The sequence below is a fragment of the Halomicrobium sp. HArcel3 genome, assembly GCF_058933135.1.
Genome location: NZ_JBZYDN010000005.1, coordinates 84044 through 102812, shown reverse-complemented (window position 1 = coordinate 102812; position 18769 = coordinate 84044). Strand labels below are relative to the sequence as shown.

General features: G+C 67.4%; 20 protein-coding genes. 9 read left to right on the top strand and 11 right to left on the bottom strand.

The features are described from left to right. Position 1: 1 nt before the first annotated feature. Positions 2–277, bottom strand: coding sequence for a DUF8044 family membrane protein (locus AC5FRV_RS14015; RefSeq protein ID WP_493561706.1), 276 nt, complete (start codon positions 275–277; stop codon positions 2–4). A 125-nt stretch (positions 278–402) separates the two neighbouring features. On the opposite strand from AC5FRV_RS14015, the gene AC5FRV_RS14010 reads away from it, so the two are divergent. Next, positions 403–933, top strand: coding sequence for a metal-dependent hydrolase (locus AC5FRV_RS14010; protein WP_493561705.1), 531 nt, complete (start codon positions 403–405; stop codon positions 931–933). A 211-nt stretch (positions 934–1144) separates the two neighbouring features. Then, positions 1145–2434, top strand: coding sequence for a PGF-CTERM sorting domain-containing protein (locus AC5FRV_RS14005; RefSeq protein ID WP_493561704.1), 1290 nt, complete (start codon positions 1145–1147; stop codon positions 2432–2434). Positions 2435–2592: 158 nt separating this feature from the next. Here AC5FRV_RS14005 and AC5FRV_RS14000 read toward each other — a convergent pair whose 3' ends face one another. Together AC5FRV_RS14000 and AC5FRV_RS13995 are read right to left on the bottom strand one after the other, a co-directional pair. Then, complete coding sequence (locus AC5FRV_RS14000) at positions 2593–3705, bottom strand: hypothetical protein (RefSeq protein ID WP_493561703.1); 1113 nt, start codon at positions 3703–3705, stop codon at positions 2593–2595. A gap of 122 nt (positions 3706–3827) precedes the next feature. Continuing rightward, complete coding sequence (locus AC5FRV_RS13995; protein WP_493561702.1) at positions 3828–5735, bottom strand: hypothetical protein; 1908 nt, start codon at positions 5733–5735, stop codon at positions 3828–3830. A gap of 362 nt (positions 5736–6097) precedes the next feature. Between AC5FRV_RS13995 and AC5FRV_RS13990 the strand changes: the two genes are divergently transcribed. The 4 genes from AC5FRV_RS13990 (at position 6098) to AC5FRV_RS13975 (ending at position 9635) form a co-directional block, all read left to right on the top strand. Then, positions 6098–7234 carry a DUF1616 domain-containing protein gene (locus tag AC5FRV_RS13990; protein WP_493561701.1) on the top strand — a complete coding sequence of 379 codons (1137 nt, stop codon included), beginning with the start codon at positions 6098–6100 and terminating at the stop codon, positions 7232–7234. Positions 7235–7415: 181 nt separating this feature from the next. Then, positions 7416–7871 carry a CBS domain-containing protein gene (locus tag AC5FRV_RS13985; protein WP_493561700.1) on the top strand — a complete coding sequence of 152 codons (456 nt, stop codon included), beginning with the start codon at positions 7416–7418 and terminating at the stop codon, positions 7869–7871. A 480-nt stretch (positions 7872–8351) separates the two neighbouring features. Further along, positions 8352–8783 carry a universal stress protein gene (locus tag AC5FRV_RS13980; protein ID WP_493561699.1) on the top strand — a complete coding sequence of 144 codons (432 nt, stop codon included), beginning with the start codon at positions 8352–8354 and terminating at the stop codon, positions 8781–8783. A 96-nt stretch (positions 8784–8879) separates the two neighbouring features. Continuing rightward, positions 8880–9635, top strand: a complete 756-nt coding sequence (locus AC5FRV_RS13975) for a sugar phosphate isomerase/epimerase family protein (RefSeq protein WP_493561698.1) — start codon at positions 8880–8882, stop codon at positions 9633–9635. A 111-nt stretch (positions 9636–9746) separates the two neighbouring features. On the opposite strand, the gene AC5FRV_RS13970 is transcribed toward AC5FRV_RS13975, so the two are convergent. After that, a complete protein-coding gene (locus AC5FRV_RS13970) occupies positions 9747–10049 on the bottom strand; it encodes a DUF7521 family protein (RefSeq protein ID WP_493561697.1) in 303 nt (100 codons plus the stop codon). A 338-nt stretch (positions 10050–10387) separates the two neighbouring features. Between AC5FRV_RS13970 and AC5FRV_RS13965 the strand changes: the two genes are divergently transcribed. The 3 genes from AC5FRV_RS13965 to nadE all read left to right on the top strand — a co-directional run bounded on the left by AC5FRV_RS13965 (position 10388) and on the right by nadE (position 12920). Further along, entirely contained in the window at positions 10388–10912 is a 525-nt protein-coding gene (locus AC5FRV_RS13965) for a DoxX family protein (protein WP_493561696.1), read from the top strand. Positions 10913–10927: 15 nt separating this feature from the next. Beyond that, positions 10928–11227, top strand: coding sequence for a hypothetical protein (locus tag AC5FRV_RS13960; RefSeq protein WP_493561695.1), 300 nt, complete (start codon positions 10928–10930; stop codon positions 11225–11227). 841 nt (positions 11228–12068) lie between these two features. Next, complete coding sequence (gene nadE, locus AC5FRV_RS13955) at positions 12069–12920, top strand: NAD(+) synthase (protein ID WP_493561694.1); 852 nt, start codon at positions 12069–12071, stop codon at positions 12918–12920. Positions 12921–13018: 98 nt separating this feature from the next. On the opposite strand, the gene sod is transcribed toward nadE, so the two are convergent. The 7 genes from sod to ureC all read right to left on the bottom strand — a co-directional run bounded on the left by sod (position 13019) and on the right by ureC (position 18767). Then, complete coding sequence (sod, locus tag AC5FRV_RS13950; RefSeq protein WP_493561693.1) at positions 13019–13630, bottom strand: superoxide dismutase [Mn]; 612 nt, start codon at positions 13628–13630, stop codon at positions 13019–13021. A 188-nt stretch (positions 13631–13818) separates the two neighbouring features. Next, positions 13819–14508, bottom strand: coding sequence for an urease accessory protein UreF (locus AC5FRV_RS13945; RefSeq protein WP_493561692.1), 690 nt, complete (start codon positions 14506–14508; stop codon positions 13819–13821). Continuing rightward, on the bottom strand, positions 14505–15122 hold the full coding sequence (locus AC5FRV_RS13940; protein ID WP_493561691.1) for an urease accessory protein UreE: 618 nt from the start codon (positions 15120–15122) through the stop codon (positions 14505–14507). The genes AC5FRV_RS13945 and AC5FRV_RS13940 overlap by 4 nt, the downstream gene beginning before the upstream one ends. Continuing rightward, positions 15122–16054, bottom strand: a complete 933-nt coding sequence (locus tag AC5FRV_RS13935; protein ID WP_493561690.1) for an urease accessory protein UreD — start codon at positions 16052–16054, stop codon at positions 15122–15124. The genes AC5FRV_RS13940 and AC5FRV_RS13935 overlap by 1 nt, the downstream gene beginning before the upstream one ends. Next, positions 16055–16678 (bottom strand): urease accessory protein UreG, encoded by a 624-nt coding sequence (gene ureG / locus AC5FRV_RS13930; protein ID WP_493561689.1) that lies wholly within the window; start codon positions 16676–16678, stop codon positions 16055–16057. Further along, positions 16675–17061, bottom strand: coding sequence for an urease subunit gamma (locus AC5FRV_RS13925; RefSeq protein ID WP_493561688.1), 387 nt, complete (start codon positions 17059–17061; stop codon positions 16675–16677). Before AC5FRV_RS13925 ends, ureG begins: the two co-directional genes overlap by 4 nt. Next, positions 17058–18767 carry an urease subunit alpha gene (gene ureC, locus AC5FRV_RS13920; protein ID WP_493561687.1) on the bottom strand — a complete coding sequence of 570 codons (1710 nt, stop codon included), beginning with the start codon at positions 18765–18767 and terminating at the stop codon, positions 17058–17060. Before ureC ends, AC5FRV_RS13925 begins: the two co-directional genes overlap by 4 nt. Between the last annotated feature and the right edge of the window lie 2 nt (positions 18768–18769).

The window sequence follows — 18769 nt, the reverse complement described above, 5'->3', positions numbered from 1 at the left end:
TTCAGATCACCCCCGGCGGCAGTATCTCCAGGATCCGTCTGACGACGACGTACGTGAACCCGACCAGCCCCAGCAGTATCAGCCACTTCAGGCGCGACCGCCAGGTCGGCGTGACGCTGAACGACGCCGTCAGTTCGACGACGATCAGCAGGCCGATGAGCGAGACGACGAAGAACAGCTCCAGCGACAGCGACCCCAGCAGCGCGAGCACGAGAACCGCCCCGAGCATCCAGACGACCTGCCCGATGACGAAGCGCTGGCGCCGGCGAGTTGTCATTGACAGGACCGTCTCACGCGAACCGTTAGAAGCTGTCGGGATTTCGGAACGACGAGCCACCCGGACGGCCGCCGCTGGGCCGAACGGACAGGCTATTTTACCCGGCCGCCGGAGTGGAGAATACCATGTGGCCCTGGGGACACCTCGCCGTCGGCTATCTCGCCTACGCCCTCCTCCGGCGCCGGTCGGGCGACTATCCGACCGAGCGCGGTACCGTCGCCCTCGCGTTCGGGACGCAGGCGCCGGACCTCGTCGACAAGCCTCTGGCGTGGTGGTTCGCCCTCCTGCCGAACGGCCGGTCACTCGCGCACTCGGTCCTGATCGCCGGCCTGCTCTGGGTCGTCGTCCTCGCCGTCGCGCGTCGCATCGGGCAACATGAGGTCGGGGTCGCGTTCGTCGTCGGCTACGCGTTCCACCTCGCCGGCGACGCGCTGCAGCCCGCCCTCGCCGGGGACGTCGCCGACCTGGCCTTCCTCGCCTGGCCGGTCCTTCCGCCGGTCGTCTACGACGGTCCCGGGAGCTTCGTCGGCCACTTTCTCGGGATGGAACTGACGCCGTTCCTCCTCTTCGAGTTCGCCCTGGTCGCCGTCGCGCTCGCGTGCTGGGTCCGGGACGGGGCGCCCGGGACCGCGCGGCTCCGGGCCCAGTTCGGCTGAGACCCGGGCCGACGTCGCCCCGTGTGGCCAGACCCTTGCAGCGGATTTCACCGCCGAAAAACCGCAGAGTATCCCGTACCCAGTCGGCTGCCAGCGGTGAGTAATCTGTCGCGTCCCGTGAGTACGCGGCCCGCTACTGGCAAGCGACGAACGTCCATAACTGGTTGGAAATATAACAAGTACTATTGGCGTCGGATTGGTCGTTGTTCCCATGCCGACACTCCAAGAACTGGCCGTTGGAGCGGTGTGTAGCCTGGTTTTGCTATCGATGGTCGCGCCCGTGACCGGCGCCGTGTCCGCATCCGCGCCGCAGGTCGACAGCGACTCGTCGGTCGGGACGGTCTCGGTCACGGACAACGTCTCCGTGTGGGAGCGAGCGCCCCTTCCACTGCGTACTGATCCGGGCGGGCCGACGCAGGTACAGGGGATGAGCCTCTTCTTCAACGTCCCGCAGCAGAACACCGGCGACGTCCCGCTGAACAAGCCGACGCTCTCGGTGTACGACAAGGGCGAACCGATATCGATGGTGTTCGAGTCCTCGCTGGGCGCGGGGACGGAGTCATTCGCCGGTGACGACGCCCAGCTCGTCGCCGTCCAGCTGGAGAACGAGTCCAGCATGCAGCGGTTCACCGACGGGTTCACCGTCACCGAAGTCCGCGACCTCGTGCAGAACGACTCCGAGGCCGTCTCCGTCGAGGTGCTCGACGACGAGGACGGTGTCGGAGCCATCGACCAGGACGGCCGGCTGAACGTGAGCTACACGCCCAACGAGTCCGGGGGCTACCTCTTCATGCTCGCGACGGTCGAGTCCGGCGACGGCTTCGCCACCGACGGCGACAGCCTCCGGGCCGATAGCGACGTGACCGTCGTCGGCATGGACGGTGCGCTCGTCCACGACACCTCCTCCACCGTCGAACCGGTCTCCGACCGCGTCGCACCGGGCGAGAAAGCCTCGTTCCACGTCGACTCCAACATCGAGGCGGACAACGTCACCCACGGCCTCGTCGTCTACCGGCAGTCAGAACTGGTCAGCCAGCGCGCGACGGCTACCCTCGAGGGCGACCTCGACCGGAACCTTAGCACCGACCAGCTCACCGTCGAGACGACCCTCGACCGGGTCGAGGGGACCACGACCACCAGCGAGAACGCCACCCTGCTCGGCGTCAACCTCACCGACGAGCAGTTCCAGCTCCCGATGACCCTCGACGGGCTGTTCGACGTCGTCGTCACCGAGTCCCGCTCCGGCCAGGGCAGCGGCCAGGAGAACGTCCTCCACGCGTCGATGACGGCCGTCGAAGGCGGCCCGAACGGCGTCCTGACGGTCCAGACCGGCGATGACTGGCCCAACGGCGACTACCGCGTCGTCCACGTCGCCACCGCCGAGAACGGCTCCCAGATCAGCACGAGCGACGGCCGTATCACCGTGAACCCCAGCGGCCAGCAGGGGAACGGCCAGAACGACGGCGGCCAGCAAGGGAACGGACAGGGGTCGGACAAGTGAATTCGGTGGCGGTCGGCGACAGAATCGACCGCGATCCGAACTGACTCGACACGAACTGAACCGACCTGAACCGACCCGAACCGACCCAAATCGCCTATTTTTCGCGTGCGCTCACCAGACGAGCGACGGCACTCCTCCAGTCGGTAGACGCCACTCTCCTACAGTCGGCGTCGGCCCAGCAGCCCGACCAGCACGAGCGCCGCCAGCGCACCGGCGGCGGTGAATCCGGGCCCGGCCAGGCCCGTGGCCTCCGTCTCTGTCTCCGTCTCGGTGTCGTCGGCCGGCGTGACGACGCCGTCGTCGGTGTCGGTCGCCGTCTCCGTCATCGCCACGGTCGTGGTGGGGGGTTCGGTCGTCGTCTCGGTCTCGGTCGTCTCGTTGGCCGGCGGGTTCGCTGCGCCGTCGTCCGCCGACTCGTCGTCGGAGTCGCCGCCGTCACTCGACCCGTCGTCCGAGCCGTCGGACTCGTTCGCGTCGTCTCCGTCGGTCGTCTCCGACTCCTCGGTGGACTCCGAGCCGTCAGTCCCGTCGTCGCCGGAGCCACCCGTACCGCCACTACCGCCGGACTCGGCCTCGACGGTGAGCGAGTGGCCGTCGCTGAGGCCGAGGAGTTCGCTCCGGCCGAACGCCTCTTCGTCGCCCTGGGCGACGGCGTAGACGGTGTAGTCGCCCGCTTCCAGCGCGCCGCCGTCGATGGTCGCGGTGTACTCGCCGTCACCGCCCGAGGCGTCGAACGTCTCGGTGGTGTCGCCCTGGGCGACGATCACCTGGACGTTCGCCGGGTCGCCACTCGCCGCCGTCTCGGTGAGGTCGACGGTCACCTCGGCACTCCCGTCACTCCCGACCGACTCGGGTGCGTCGACCGCGACGTCGTAGCCGCTGACGAGCAACGGCTGGACTTTCTCGTAGCTCCCGTCCTGGGACACTGCGAAGGCGTAGGAGCCGTGCTCGTAGTTCGAGAGGTCGAATGTGAACGACTCGTCGCCGCCGTTACCACGGCGCTGGGCGTCGACCTGGTTGTCTTTGTTACGGAGTTCGAGCCGATAGCTGTCGTCGTTCGGTGTGGTCACGTCGACCGTGACGGTGTCGCCCTCGTCGGCGCGGATCATCGAGTCGATCGTGAAGGTGTTCCCGCCGACGGTTTCGGTCCGTTCCGGAATGGGCGTCGTGTCTGAGGAGGAGATTTCGAAGCCGGACTGGGCACCGGCCGCCGGGGCGAGGCTCACCACGACGACGAGTGCGAGGAGGGCTGTGAGATTGCGCGCGTTCATACATCTGACAGGGAACGTGCAACCCTGATGAAACGACGGGTTTATTCAGGGATTAAGCAACCTGCTAACATCCGAACGGAACTGGAAAATTGCTGGTAGTGGGCGCCAAACGACGGGGCGGGCTACCGAATCCAGAAGACGTAGAACGCGCCCGCGCCGCCCGCGAACACGACCACGACGCCGATGGCGACGACCGGCAGTCCGCCGCCGTCCTCGGGCGGCTCCGCACCGCCGGGCGTGTCGTCGCCGCCGCCGGCCTCGGTGACGGTCAGCGTCCCGGCCGAGGTGCCGCTGGCGGAGATTTCGTAGGTGCCCGCTTCGTCGAAGGTGACAGCGACAGTCTCGGTGACCGTCTCGCCCGCGCCGACGGTGACCTGCTCGGTCGCGACGACCGATTCGTTCGCACGGATGCGAATCGTCGCGGACCCCTCCTCGCCGCCGTCGTTCTCGAGGGTGACCGAGACGTTCACCGAGTCGCCGGCCGGTATCTCTGAGGCGCTCAGCGAGGCGTCCGTAATCTCGATGGCGGCCGGCTCGGGCTCGTCGGTGTCGTCTCCGTCGTCGTCATCGTCGTCGTCGCCACCGGTGCCGGCGTCCTTCTCGGTCTCCGTCTCGTTGCCGGCGTCGGGCGCGCCCGTGCCGCCGGTGCCGGCGTCGCCCGTTCCGCCGTCGTCACCGCCGGAATCACCGCCGTCGTCGCCACCGGTACTCCCACCGGTGTCACCGCCGGTATCGCCGCCGGTGCTCCCGCCGGAGCTGCCGCCCTTCGACTTCTTCTTCACGTGTATGGTCCCGGTCTGTGTGACCATGTCGGAGCTGTCCTGCCCCATGCCGACGTACACCCAGCGGTACTCGCCGGTCGACCAGTTCTTGAACGTCTCGACCTCGACGGTTCGGTCGGCGCTCGACCCGCTGACGAACGTCGTCGACGCGTCGAGGACGACGGTGTCCGCCGAGTCGTCCTCGATGCTCCCCATGTCAGTGCCGGCCTGCTCGCCGACGAAGTCGAAGAGGAACCCGAGGCCGGCGCTCCCGGCCACCCGGTTGTCACCGATCTGGCGACCGAAGATACTGACCCGGTCGTCGAGGCGAGCGACGCCGTTGACCTCGTCGATATCGGAGTGGAACGTGGCGTCCTCGTCGACGTCGAAGTCCCGGCTCACCCTGTCGTTCAGTTCGATCAGGAAGCGCTGGTTCACGTACTTCTCTTCGTCGTAGATCACGACGCCCTGGTTGATGGTCTCCCCCGCGTCGGCCGCCTCGAGTTCCGACGCGTCGACGTCGAAGGAGGCGGTCTCGCCCGGTTTGACCTTGCTGGGGGCGTCGACCGAACTCGCGCCCGCGCGGGCGACGACGTGTTCAAGCCCGACGACCGTCACCTCGCCGTCGACGCCAGTGACGTCGTCGTCGGAGACGGTGACGCCGTCCCCGTCTTTCACGGTCACGAGGAAGTAGACGGTGTGACCCGCCTCGACCGAATCGAAGTACTCGTTTTCGCCAGCGGCGAGTTTGCGCTTTCCGTCGGCGACGGAGAACGAGACGTTCTCGTTCGCGTCGTCGGCGTTGTCCGTGTCGAGCAGGTCGAACGCTTCGGCGGTCGTGCGCGGGACGTCGCCGTTGCCGGTCTCCTCGAGGTGGGCGGCGATCAGCTGTGTCTTCTGGCCCGCGAGGTAGTCGTCTGCCTTCTGGGCCCGGTCCGGATCGAAAGTCAGCCTGACCTTCTGGCCGTCGTCGTACACCGGAACGGGGTCCCGGTTCAGCGACGCCTGGTCGCCGCTGGTACTCTCGATCTGCCAGGCCGCGTTCGGGAGGGCGTAGGCCGCGTCGTCGTCGTCCGCGCGGAGGGTCACGATCGACCGCTCCCAGACGCCCATGTCGCCCTGCTGAAACACTTCGCCACTCGGGGGTGTGTCACCGGCCTGGGCGATTCCGGTCGCCCCGCCGGCGAGCGCCATCGTCGAGACGGAGGCGACCACGATGCCCACCAGTATCGTCGCCACCACCGTCTGGGGTAGTCTGGATCCCACCATTTGATCGGTTGGACAAACGACAGTGGCATAATACTTGCTGATATGACAAGATAATTTGAAGGCCTGGCCAGGGTTAGGAACATCCTTATCCGCGTTTAATACAACTTTGTTAGGAGTATGCCCGTGAAAAACAATCAATTTATGCGCCAGTCGACGCAGTGGCAGTAATTCACGTTCGGATGCAGGTTGCAGAAGCGAACTCGATTCGGCTGCGCGCTCCCGACTGTCGTGAAGGGGCTGTTGGCAGTCGGCGCCGTGCTCGAGGCGATCACCTCGGTCACCGTACGCAACCGCTGATCCGAACCGGCGTCGCGGGACGCCTTCCACGGGTTTCTTTTAGGTCACTCACACATGTTACGCCAATGGACAATCGCCGGTGGTTGTGGGCACTGTTGCCGCCACAGCTCAGGAACCTGCCCGCCGACCTGGCGACGGTCGTCGTCCTGACGCTCGCCACCGTCCTCGCCGCGACGCTTCCCGTGGTCGCGGAGACGCCGCTGCGGGTCGTCCTCGGCCTGCCGTACCTGCTCTTCCTCCCGGGCTACGCGCTCGTCGCCGCGCTGTTCCCCGAGGCGGGACCGGACCGCGTGGGGGAACCAGCCGAGGACTCCGGCGGCACCGACGATGAGGAGACAGCCGGCTGGGTCACGAGAGGGGCGTGGGGCGAGTCGTCGGCGGACGACGACCACTCCGGCACCGACGGCTCGACGACCGGAACGTCCGGCGTGGCCGACGCCGGCATCGACGGCATCGAACGCGTCGCGCTCGCCTTCGGGACGAGCATCGCCGTGGTGCCGCTGGTGGGGCTGGTCCTGAACTTCACGCCGTGGGGCATCCGCCTCGTCCCCATCCTCGTCGGCGTCAGCGGCGTCACGCTGGCCTGTACCGCCGTCGGCGCCCGTCGCCGGTGGGCCTTGCCCGCCGACGAGCGCTTCCGCGTCCCCTACCGGCAGTGGTACCGCGGCGCTCGCCAAGAGCTGTTTGCCCCCGAGACGCGGACCGACGGGGCGCTGAACGTCCTGTTGGCGCTGAGCATGCTGGTCGCCGTCGCCAGCGTCGGGTACGCCGTCGCCGTCCCCAAGGAGGGCGAGTCCTTCTCCGAGTTCTACCTCCTCACCGAGGGCGAGGACGGCGAACTCGTGGCCGACGGCTACCCCACTGAGTTCGTCCGCGGCGAGGGGCAACCGCTGGTGGTCGGTGTCGGCAACAACGAGCACGAGGCGACGACGTACACGGTGGTGGTCCAGTTACAGGACGTCGCCGTCGTCGACAACGAGACGCGCGTGCGCGAACGGCGCGAACTCGACCGGTTCGGGACGCGACTGGCCCACAACGAGACCTGGCACCACCCCTACGAGGTCACGCCGACGACGACGGGGACCCGGCTCCGGTTGCAGTTCCTGCTCTACACGGACGAGGCGCCTGCGAACCCGCGCGTCGAGAACTCGTATCGGGACCTCCACCTCTGGGTCAACGTGACCGACGGGTCGGCGGGGTAGGGGCGCGAACCGCAGACGCCCGACCGCGTTCTGTTCTGTCGTTCCTCCACTTTTCGACCGATTTCTGGACGAACTTGCTCCCAACAGGCGAACACGTTCGCTGTCTACTAGGGTCTCTAGGCAATTTATCCTGTATGTCCACTAGCGTTATGTCGTCACGATTGTCACTTGTTACCAAGCCATGCTCGATCTCCCCGTCGAAACGACCCCGATGCACGAGGCACCCGTCGTCTCGCCCTCGACCCCGGTCCCGGACGCCGCCCAGCACCTTCGCGACCCGGCCGTGCGGGTCCTCCTCGTCTGTGACGAGGACGACACCGTCGTCGGCGTCGTCACCGAATCCGACGTCGTAGCGCTCGTCGCCGAGACGGACGACCTCGGCGTGGTCGCTCGGTGTATGAGCGCCCCCGTGAGGACGATACGACCATCGGCGACTGTCCGCGAAGCGGCGGAGCGGATGCGCCGTGCCGGTGTCAAACACCTCCCCGTCGTCGACGACCGGGGCGTCTCCCACGGCGTCGTCTCCAGGGCGACGCTGGCGCCCTACTGCTCGCGCCGCTCGCTGGACGTCACCTGGACGAACGACCCGCTCGAGGTCGAGATCGGCGACGCCACCGGCGTCCCTGCCAACGATTGATAGTGGTGGTTGTACCTTTTCACCGGCGTTCGACGGCACCCGCCACGTCGAACGCCATCGGATTCGCGCTGCTCATCCGATGAGCCCTGTCTCGCTGCGCTCGACAGGACGCCGATAGACTCACTCCGTTCGTCTATCGAGTCCGGCCTCACGCAGTTCGGCCGGACGCCAGCAGACTCGCTGCGCTCGACTGCTGAGCCCCGACTCGCCGTGCTCGTCGGGACGCCGACGGACTCGCGCTGCTCGTCCGTCGAGCCCACGCTCGCTCTGTTCGCGTGGACGCCGGGACGGGCGTACAACTACCACTATGAGATCCCCGTGTCTGGGGCCGGCCGTCTGTCGCCGGTTTGGAGCAGATTGCACCCGAGTGACGTCGATCGGACGAACGGACAGCTGGTCCTCGGTTTACGTTTTCCTCTCATTCCTGCTCGGCGGGATCGCTACCTCCCAATTAACTGATTCGGCAGTGAAGTTCGACGTATGTACGACAGGATACTGTTCCCGACGGACGGGAGCGACGGTGCTGAGACGGCGCTCGAACACGCGCTCGACCTCGCGGCGGTCCACGACGCGGCGATACACGTGCTGTTCGTCGTCAACACGACGTACCTCGGTGGCAGCGCCGCGGAAGCGACGACCGTCGACGCCCTCCGGACGACCGGTGAGACGACCGTCGAGGAGTCGGCCGACCGGGTTCGCGACCGCGGCGTCGACGTCACGACGACGATTCGGAGCGGCGAACCGTACCGGGAGATCCTCGACTACGCGGACGAGGCCGCCGCGGACGTGATCGTCATGGGAACGCACGGACGGCGCGGCCTGGACCGGTACCTGCTGGGAAGTGTCACCGAGAAGGTCGTCCGGGCTGCCGACGTTCCGGTACTCACCGTTCGGGCCGACGAGGAGGGATAACCCAATCAGGTCCGCCGCCCAGTTCGCTGGCGGCGGCCCTGGCCGGGTTCGTCGCCCTGGCGACCACATAAGGCCCGTCGGGACTATCGTGATCCCATGGACGTCGGACTCACGGTAGGAGACTCGATCGAACGGCTGGAAGCGACCGGCGACGGCTTCTCGTTCGTCGAACTCTCGGTCGGGGAGTCGGCGCTCGTTCCGGCCGAGACGGACGAGGCACGGATCCGCGAGGCACTGGCGGCCGTCGAAGCCGACCTCTGTGTCCACCTCCCGTTCGACCAGGTCGTCGCGACGGCGATTCCACAGATCGACGACGCCATCGTCGACTACCAGTCGGAACTGCTCGAGTGGGCGGGCTCGCTCGGGGCGAGAAAGGCCGTCCTCCACGCGACGATGCGGAACCCGCACGATACCGACCAGCGCCCGGTGTTCGCCGACCAGCTCTCGGCCATCGCCGCCGCCGGCGCGGACGCCGGCGTCGAGGTCGTCGTCGAGAACGTCGGCCACCAGGCCCGCGGGGTACAGCTCTCCGTCCTCGGTGACATCGCGCAGGAGACGGGGACGGCCGTCTGCTTCGACGTCGGCCACGCCTACATGGAGGACGGCGACGACGGCGTCGACAGGTTCCTCGGCGAGTACGCCGACCTCGTCTCCCACCTCCACGTCCACGACGCCCGCGGGCGCGGCGACACCCACCTCCCGCTCGGCGCGGGCGAAATCGAGTACGACCTCGTCACCGAACACCTCGCCGGTTTCGACGGGACGGTCGCCGTCGAGGTGTTCACCGACGACGTCCCGCTCCTGGCGGACTCCGCGCGACGAATTTCCGCGTTTCTCGACGGGAGTGAGTGACGAACCCGGGAGGTGACCTGAGAACCGGCGGTTTGCACTCGTTTCCGCTCCGTTCCCGTTTCCGCGCCCCTTTCCGCTCCGTTCCTTTTCCACTTTCGCGGCCGTGCTCGACTACGCGCTGACGGACCGCGGGATGCTGTACAGCGACCGGAGCAACAGCACGAATCCGGGGGCGACCAGCGCGCCCTGGATCAGCAGGGTTCGCTCGACGTCCAGACCGACCACGAGGCCGCCGACGCCGCCGACGAGCAGCCCGAGGGTGATGGCGCCGAACCCGTAGCTGAACAGCCGGAGCGCCCGGGACGTGTGTCTATCTGCGGCTCGAAAGGCGAGAACCGTTATCGTCGCGCCGATGACGACCGCGACGGTCGTCACGACGGCGATCAGTGGGGTGAGTGTGTCGTGAAGTGTCATGGTGTCGGCTCGTGCGTGGAACGCCTGGTTCGTGGCCCGGAGACCGGGACGCCCGGGCCCAGTGATACGACCGCTGCATCTACTAGCGACTTCTCCTGGACACACCTTCAAGCGTGAGCGTCGTTCTCACGCCCCGGGAAGAGCGTCACCTCGTGATATCTGGCTACCGACAGGAAAACCGCCAGAGGTAGGCCAGCTGTCAAGCGATGGTCGTCTGTGGCCTACACCCCCAGTGAAGAAGTCCACACTTAACCCATCTACCCGGATTTTCAGCTATCGGGAACCCTCTCCCGTTTATACCTGCTATGAGGACGGAGTCGTACATGTGAGCCACACAGATGTCTACTAACACAGCCAACCCACTGGCGGGCGAGTTCGAGTTGGCCATGGACGGGCCGTTGACGGCGTACTGGCTGGCGATCCTCCGGGTACTCACCGGCTGGTGGTTCTTCCACGCCGGCATGACCAAGCTGCTGGAGGACGGCCTGGCGTACAGTTACGGGCCGATGTACATGCAGGGCATGGAGGGCACCGCGCTCGGCCCCATCCCCGTGTGGATGGGGAACAACCTGGCGTGGCTGATCGCACCGGGCGTGCCGCTGTTCGAGACGCTGATCGGCCTGGCGGTCATGGCCGGCGTCCTGACCAGGCTCGCGGCCTTCGGCGGGGCGTTCTTCATGACCCTGTTCTGGGTCGGGAACGCCGGCTTCGGCCACGGGCTGGTCAACAGCGACCTGATGGGCCTGCTGCTGTTCGTGACGATCATGGTCCTGGCCGCGGGGCGGTACTACGGCCTGGACGCCGTCATCGAGAAGCTGCAGTTCGTACAGCAACGTCCGAAACTCCGGTACCTGCTCGGCTGACGAGGTGACCAAACAATGACACAGATCAAATCGACGGTCGATAGGGCGGCGATGGCGGTCAGCGGCGGCCTGATACTGCTGGGTGTCGTCGTCCTCGGACTGATAGAGACGCTCGCGGGCCAGCCCTACGGGGCGGCACCGCTGACGAACGACGCGGGCGAAGTGATCGCGATGCCACTGATAGACCCGAACCTCCGGACGGGGCTGGTGATCCTCGGATTAGTGGTCCTGCTGCTGTGGGGCCTCTACAAGCTCGCGACGCCTATGGCCGGGGGCGACACGGAGACGACGCCGGTCGAGAGCACGGCCGACTAGATCGAGATTCCGACTTCCGGCTGCTTTTCTTCACACACTGTACTTGTAGCCGCTGCTGACCCGGCACACACGACGAGACACCCGGCGGTGATACCGGCTGTCTCGGCGGTCTCATTGTGAGCTACACAATCTGACGTGTATTTATCTATCACCACCCAAATCTTAGAATAGCTGGAAATCTCGACAAACTTCGTTATATCTTTTCTATACTGGGGATGTGTTCTAGGAGATCGTACGAAACACTCAAGCCCCTGCGTGAGTCAGTTACTCTCATGATTCACGGAGGTGGTGCGACCCGAGCGTGAGACGAAATCACTCGCCAGCAGCTCGCTGCTGGTGCTCGAACCCGGTCGTACCGTGTCATCGTCGAGAACGTGACCTGTCACCATCACCGGCATATACCGGCCGATTCGTCCCAGTTCGGCCGAACTGGTGTTCGTCTGGAGCGGCCAGTCGCCGTCCGGTCCGCCTCTCTCGGAGGGGGCCGACGGCACTGCCTGCGCTTCACTGTACACGCATCCCGGAGCGACGGCTCGGACCGCCCACAGCTGCCACTGATCCACACTGTTTCGGGCACGCTGGGTCGTCGCGTTCAGTCTCGTTTTTCCGACAGAAATTCGACTGACTGGGGGAAGAACTGTACGGCTATTTTCAAACATCACAGATCGCTTTCTATGTAATAGGTATTGTGAGGGGATTCAATGCGATTATGGTATTTGTTGGCAACCGTTATACCGAATCGGAATCCCAACACTCACCGTGAACGTATCAGTCGAACCTGTCGAAGCTGACGACGTCGCGATGGCCGTCGAACCGACCACGGCGAACGGAGCGGCGTGACGTGAGCGACGCGACGACACACCCACGGATACTCGAACTGCCCCGGGAGGAGACGGGACTGGCGACGTCCAAACCGGCAGTCAGGCGGGTCCAGCAACTGCTGCCCGCCTTTCTCGAGGACGGGGTCGCCGAGGCGGACGCGGACGGCCTCGTCGTCCGACTCGACGGCAGCGTCGAGACGGCGGTCGCCGCCGCGCTGGCCGTCGACGCGGTCGGCGCCGACCGCGTGACCGGACTCGTCATGCCCGCCCAGTTGAACGACGAGGCGCCCGCTCGCGACGCCGAGGCCGTCGCCTCGATACTCGACGTCGACTACCGGCGCCTGGCGCTGCAACCGCTCCTCACTGCGTTCCAGCGCGTCGTCGGGACGGCCGGCTCCCCGGCCGACGACCTCGTCGCGGTCGGGAACGCCAGCGAGCGGTTCCGGATGGCCTGCGCGTACTACGTCGCTAACACCACGAACCGGCTCGTCGTCGGCACCGTCACCCGCACCGAGCGCCTGCTCGGCTCCGTCACGAAGTACGGGGAGAACGGCGTCGACCTCTCGCTGTTCGGCGACCTCTACCGGACCGAGATCCGGGCGCTCGCCAGGGACATGGACCTTCCGGAGGTCATCCTCGACGGCACCCGGCGCCGCACCGGGAACGCGGAACCCACGGACGCCGAGAAACTCGGCGTCGGGCAGACGACCCTGGACAGTCTCCTCCACTTCTCTATCGACGAGCAGGAACCCGACGCCGCCGTCGCCGAGCGGGTCGACGTCGACGAGGCCGTCGTCCGCCGGGCCAGGCGGTGGTGTGCACGGACCCGCCACAAGCGTCACCAGCCGCCGAAACCGTCGATGGCGCACTGAGCGGGCCGGCCCTGCCGATCTCCTCGATCCGCAGCTGGCCGGCGTTCGAACCGTGTGCCCACGGCCGGATTCGCGAAAAAAGCGCGGTGGTTACCGACCTATTCGAAGTGGTCGAGGCACTTCTCGTACTCTTCGGCGGCCTTCTCCCAGTCGACGACTTCGAAGAAGGCGTCGACGAAGCTGCCCCGATCCGGGCCGTAGTCGTAGTAGTAGGAGTGCTCCCAGACGTCGATAGCCAGGATGGGGTGGGATCCCCAGAGTGCGCCCTGGTCGTGCTTGTCGACGGCGACGTTACGCAGCTGCTTGGCGACGGGGTCGTACACGAGCAGCGCCCAGCCACCGGCGGCGCCGGCGGCGGCCTCGAACTCGCCCTTCCAGCCCTCGTAGGAGCCGAAGTCCTCCTCGATGCGGCTCGCGAGGTCGCCCTCGGGCTCGCCGCCGCCGTTGGGGGACATGTTCTCCCAGAACAGCGTGTGGAGGTAGTGACCGCTGCCGTTGTGGGTGACGTTGCCGAGCGCGCCGGCGGAGCCGCCGAAGTCACCGGACTCGCGGTTCTCGGCCAGGGTCTCCTCGGCCGACTGCAGGCCGTTGACGTAGCCCTGGTGGTGCGTATCGTGGTGCCAGGTCAGCACCTGCTCGGAGATGTGTGGTTCGAGCGCATCGTAGTCGTACGGCAGTTCCGGAAGCTCCGGGTTCGACTGTTCAGACATGACACCGGAGACGATGGCGCCCTACCCCATAACGGCTTGCTGAACTCAGTTTAAGTAGGGCCGTTGATACGACGGATGTTCGACTTCCGGACCTCCGTAGCGCCGCCGTCACGGCTGCGGCGAGGGGAGTGTCGCCGTCGCGACGTCGCCGTTCTCGAACCGAGTGCCGTCCAGCCGATCGCCGCCGATCAGCTGACGAACAGCCGCCGGTCGGCGCGCTCGTGGTCGGCCGACGCCACGTCGACGAGCGGCGCGAACGGCTCCATCTCGTCGAGCGAGCGGTCGGCGCTGTCCTCGACTGCGGTCGTCATCACCGGCCGCAACTCGTCGACCGTCCGCTGGACGTCGGTGTGGCCGAGACGCAGGAGTCGCTGGGCGGCGCCGAGCAGGCCGGTCACGAAGCCGTGACAGGCCACCAGGCACGCCTCGTCGGCGTCGACCCCGTCGCGGCCGGCGACCGCACCCAGGACGACGGCGTGGTTCCCGGGCGCGTCGCCCGCCTCGACCGCGGCGGCGTACTCGTCGAGAACTGTGTCGTCACGCAACTCGCGCTGGAGGGAGAGCAGCCGCTCGCCCGTCCGCGTGGAACTTTCGCGGAACTCCGCTGTCAGCGTCGTCGCTGTCAGCCGCCGGTCGGCCGCCACGACCGCGTCGACGTCGTCCTCGGTACTGCTACGGTGAGCCACCCGGAGCGCAACCAGGTCTGCGACGCCGAGCTGACGGCGGAGGTACGTCTCCAGGAGGGCTCGGAGGTCGTCGGCGTCCTCGACGCGGTCCTCGGCGACGAACTGCTCCAGGCCGTAGGAGACGCTGTCGGTCCCGACAGGGAGCGCCGAGTCGGCCAGCCGGAGCGCCGCCAGCGTCGACTCGTCGCTCACGACGATCCCTCCGGGTCGATCTCTCTGACGCCGTGGGCGTGGCTGTGGCCGTCGTGTCCGTGCGAGTGGTCGTGAGAGTGGCCGCCGTCGCCGTGACTGTGCGAGTGACTACCGTCTTCGTGACCGTGCCCACCACCACTGCCCTCGTCGAACAGCGCGGGACTCACCTCGTCGTAGCCGATCGTGGCGCCCTGGGGCAGATGGGGTTCGAGCTCGGCTTCCATCCGGTCGCGGGAATCGGCCATCGGGAGGTAGGCCCGCTGGCCCTCGACGGCCAGATCCCAGTGCCGGTTGCCGACGGCGTGGCCGAGTTCGAGCGCGGTCGCGACCGCGGCCGAATCGGCGTCGACGCCGCCGAGGTCGACCACCATCGCGTCGACCGGTTCGAGCGAGACCGTAACGAGCCGTCCGTCGGCCGAGAGGACGTCGCCCGCCCGGAGTTCGCGCCCGACGACCACGCCGAGGTCGGTGCCGTCGTCGGCCGTCGTCCGGAACCGGGAGCGACGGCGCTCCGTCTCGTCGACGGTGACGGTCAGGGCGTCATCGGTGTCGAGGCGTTCGGCGAGGTCCGAGTCCTCGTCGACGTTCCCGACGTAGCTGTCGGCGACGAGCATCAGAGCTTCCTCCCGTCGGGGGCGCCGACGTCGAGCAACTCGCTTCGTGCCTCGTCCCAGGCCGCGTGCAGCAACCCGGTGACGTCCTCGGCCCGGTGGCCGAGCGCGCGGACGACGACGCCCGCGTCGTTCGGGAGCGTCGTCGCCGCGGCGCGGGCGTTCTCCGGGGCTTCCGCCGCAGCGTCCGCCGTCTGATCGCCGACCCGGTCGTGAATCGCGTCTGAGAGCGACGCCGCGTCGCGCTCGGGCGCGACGACGAACAGCGTCCCGTACACCGAATACTCGCCCATCACGCCGGGGGCGGTCGGGTCGCCGTCGGCCGGCGTCAGGTGCGTCACGTCCTCGAACAGCAGGTCGCCGTCGCTGTGGCACGCGAACCGGGAGACGTAGCGTTCGAAGTCGAACCGTTCGCCGCGGGCCAGACGCCCGGGGACGACGACGTCGCCGACGACAGCCGTCGCGTCGGGCGCCACGTCCAGGCGTAGCTCCTGGTAGTATCGCGCGTCGGGATTGACGATCACTGGTTCGGGCACGTAGTCGAGGTGGCTCCCCGAACCCACCGAGAGCGAGACGTCCGCGGCGGCGTAGTTACGCTCCATCGTGAGCACCTTCGTCGAACTCCCGGTGGTGACGTGGGCGACGCCGCCGTTTTTCACTTCGACGTCGATGGTGTGGCGGTCGCCCTGGGCGACGCCGCCGTTCGGCGACTGGACGAACACCGTCTCCGCGTCGGGGTGTGGATCGTGGCCGAGCGTCCCGCTCAGGTGGAAGGGAACCCGGGCGAAGTCGCGGACGAGGTGGGTCTGGCCGTCCTCGTCGGCGGCGAAGGCCAGTTCCAGTCGGCCCTCCTTGCCCGGCGCGCCGACGGGGGCCTGCGGGACCGGTTCGGCCGCGTAGGGTTCGAACGCGGGGTGGGGGGCGTCGGCGGCCATCTACGCGAACAGGACCCCCTCGGTGACGTGTTCGAGGACCGATTCGACCCCCTCGCCGGTCTTGCAGTTCGTGGTGACGAACGGCCCCTCTCGCACCGATTCGGCGTCTGTTTTCATCACGTCCAGGTCCGCGCCGACGTGGGGGGCGAGGTCGGTCTTGTTGATAACCAGGAGGTCGCAGTCGACGACGCCGGGGCCGCGCTTGCGCGGGATGTCCTCGCCCTCCGCCACGCTGATGACGTACAGCGAGTAGTCGGCGAGTTCGGGGTTGAACGTCGCCGCGAGGTTGTCGCCGCCGCTCTCGATCAGGACGAGGTCCAGGTCGGGGTGGTCGGCCAGAAACGCGTCGATCTGCGTGAGGTTCATCGACGGGTCCTCGCGGATGCCCGTGTGCGGGCAGGCGCCGGTCTCGACGCCGGCCACGAGGTCTTCGGGGACGATGCCCGCGAACCGCTCGCGCAGCGCGTCGGCGTCCTCCTGGGTGAGGATGTCGTTGGCGATGACGCCCACGTCGAGGCCGCGGTCGACGAGTTCCGGGACGAGTTCGCTGACCAGCGAGGTCTTGCCGGAGCCGACGGGGCCGCCGATGCCGACCGTGGCGACGTCCCGGTGGGTGAGGCTCACGACTCGGCCTCCGCGCTGGCGTCGTCGGCCTCGTTCGTCTCGTCTTCCTCGGCACCGCCGCTCTCCCCGCGAGCGCTCGACGACCGGACGGGGTCGTGGATAGTGACCAGCTTCGTCCCGTCGGGGAACGTCGGCTCGACCTGGATCATGTCGACCATCGACGGGACTCCCTCCATCACGTCGTCCGTGGAGAGCAACTGCGTTGCCTCCGACCGGATCTCGGCGACCGACCAGCCGTCGCGGGCGCGTTCGAACGCCCAGTCGGAGATGTACGCCACCGTCTCGGGGTAGTTCAGCGCGACGCCGCGGTCCTTGCGCCGTCGTGCGAGCTCTGCCGCCATGAACACCGTCAGCCGTTCCTGATCTTTCGGATTGAGTTTCATAGTAGGTACCGTTGTCCGAGCGCCACTTCGTCCGCGGCGTCGCAGGTGAGCCGCTCGCCGTCGACCGCGACGGTGAACGTCTCGGGGTCGACATCCACGGACGGACTGTACGTGTTCCGCACGAAGTCGTCGGTCGAGAGGTCGCGCGTGTCCGCGACGGGGACGACCTCCTTCTGTAGCTCGTAGGCCTCAGCGAGGCCGTTCTCGTGGGCCTGGCGGCTGACGAACTGGAGGCTGGTCGCGTCGCCGGCCCGTCCCATCGCGCCGAACTGCGGGCGCTGCTCGACCGGTTCGCAGGTCATCAGCGAGCCGTTGGCCTCCCCCATCGAACTCCACGCGGGGAAGCCGCCCTTGATCACGACGTCGGGTTTGATCCCGAAGAAGGCCGGATCCCACACCACGACGTCGGCGAGTTTCCCGGGTTCGAGCGAGCCGACGTACTCGTCGATACCGGCCGCGATGGCCGGGTTGATGGTGTACTTCGCGAGGTAGCGCAGGATACGTTCGTTGTCGTTGTCGGCCTCGGCGTCGAGTGCGAGGGGTCCGCGCTGGTCCTTCATCTTGCTCGCCGTCTGCCAGGTGCGCGGGATCAGCTCTCCCATCCGTCCCATCGCCTGGGAGTCCGTCGTCATCATCGAGATGGCGCCAAGGTCGTGCAGCACGTCCTCCGCGGCGATTGTCTCGGTCCTGACGCGCGATTCCGCGAAGGCGACGTCCTCCGGGACGTCCGGGTTGAGGTGGTGACACACCATCACCATGTCCAGGTGTTCCTCGAAGGTGTTCTCGGTGTAGGGCATCGTCGGATTCGTCGACGAGGGGAGGACGTGGGGCTTCCCGACGATCTCGATGATGTCGGGGGCGTGGCCGCCGCCGGCGCCCTCGACGTGGTACGCGTGGAGCGTCCGGCCGTCGATGGCGTCGAGGGTGTCCTCGGCGAAACCGGACTCGTTGAGCGTGTCCGTGTGGATGGCGACCTGGACGCCGGTCTCGTCGGCGACCTCGAGGCAGGTGTCGATGACGGCCGGGGTGGCGCCCCAGTCCTCGTGGATCTTGAGCGCGACCGCGCCGCCCTCGACCTGCTCGCGGATGACCTCGGGTTCGTTCGAGGAGCCCTTGCCGTAGAAGCCGAAGTTGAGCGGCCACTCCTCGGCGGCCTTCATCATCAGTTCGAGGTTCCGTTTCCCGCTGGTGATGATGCCGACCGTCGAGGGGCCGACGCCGCCGCCGAGCATCGTCGTCACGCCCGAACTGATGGCGTGTTTCGGGAGCTGTGCCGAGTTGAAGTGGACGTGGATGTCCAGGCCGCCGGCCGTCGCGATCTTCCCCTCGGCGGAGATGACCTCGGTGTTGGCGCTGACGATCAGGTCCTCGTCGACGCCGTCCATCGTGTCCGGGTTGCCGGCGTTACCGACGCCGGCGATCTGCCCGTCCTTGATCCCGATGTCGGCCTTGCAGACGCCGAGCACGGGGTCGAGGATCGTGAGGTTCGTCAGCACCCAGTCGAGCGCGCCCTCGGCGGCCGTGTGGCCCGGTTTCAGCCCCATCCCGTCGCGGAGCGTCTTGCCGCCGCCGAAGACGGTCTCGTCGCCGCGGGTGATCCGGTCCTCTTCGACCTCGGCGACGAGGGAGGTGTCGGCGAGGCGCACCCGGTCTCCCGTCGTCGGTCCGTAGAGGGACGCGTACTCGTCGGGGGAGAGGTCACGCATCG

Bases quoted from the DNA above. Each gene is read 5' to 3' on its own strand.
- AC5FRV_RS13980 (WP_493561699.1), top strand. From the start codon at position 8,352: ATGTACGACAGGATACTGTTCCCGACGGACGGGAGCGACGGTGCTGAG.
- AC5FRV_RS13935 (WP_493561690.1), bottom strand. From the start codon at position 16,054: ATGGCCGCCGACGCCCCCCACCCCGCGTTCGAACCCTACGCGGCCGAA.
- AC5FRV_RS14005 (WP_493561704.1), top strand. From the start codon at position 1,145: ATGCCGACACTCCAAGAACTGGCCGTTGGAGCGGTGTGTAGCCTGGTT.
- ureC (WP_493561687.1), bottom strand. From the start codon at position 18,767: ATGCGTGACCTCTCCCCCGACGAGTACGCGTCCCTCTACGGACCGACG.
- AC5FRV_RS13975 (WP_493561698.1), top strand. From the start codon at position 8,880: ATGGACGTCGGACTCACGGTAGGAGACTCGATCGAACGGCTGGAAGCG.
- AC5FRV_RS14010 (WP_493561705.1), top strand. From the start codon at position 403: ATGTGGCCCTGGGGACACCTCGCCGTCGGCTATCTCGCCTACGCCCTC.
- sod (WP_493561693.1), bottom strand. From the start codon at position 13,630: ATGTCTGAACAGTCGAACCCGGAGCTTCCGGAACTGCCGTACGACTAC.
- AC5FRV_RS13995 (WP_493561702.1), bottom strand. From the start codon at position 5,735: ATGGTGGGATCCAGACTACCCCAGACGGTGGTGGCGACGATACTGGTG.
- AC5FRV_RS13940 (WP_493561691.1), bottom strand. From the start codon at position 15,122: ATGCTCGTCGCCGACAGCTACGTCGGGAACGTCGACGAGGACTCGGAC.
- AC5FRV_RS13985 (WP_493561700.1), top strand. From the start codon at position 7,416: ATGCTCGATCTCCCCGTCGAAACGACCCCGATGCACGAGGCACCCGTC.
- AC5FRV_RS13960 (WP_493561695.1), top strand. From the start codon at position 10,928: ATGACACAGATCAAATCGACGGTCGATAGGGCGGCGATGGCGGTCAGC.
- AC5FRV_RS14000 (WP_493561703.1), bottom strand. From the start codon at position 3,705: ATGAACGCGCGCAATCTCACAGCCCTCCTCGCACTCGTCGTCGTGGTG.
- AC5FRV_RS13970 (WP_493561697.1), bottom strand. From the start codon at position 10,049: ATGACACTTCACGACACACTCACCCCACTGATCGCCGTCGTGACGACC.
- AC5FRV_RS13990 (WP_493561701.1), top strand. From the start codon at position 6,098: ATGGACAATCGCCGGTGGTTGTGGGCACTGTTGCCGCCACAGCTCAGG.
- AC5FRV_RS14015 (WP_493561706.1), bottom strand. From the start codon at position 277: ATGACAACTCGCCGGCGCCAGCGCTTCGTCATCGGGCAGGTCGTCTGG.
- AC5FRV_RS13965 (WP_493561696.1), top strand. From the start codon at position 10,388: ATGTCTACTAACACAGCCAACCCACTGGCGGGCGAGTTCGAGTTGGCC.
- AC5FRV_RS13925 (WP_493561688.1), bottom strand. From the start codon at position 17,061: ATGAAACTCAATCCGAAAGATCAGGAACGGCTGACGGTGTTCATGGCG.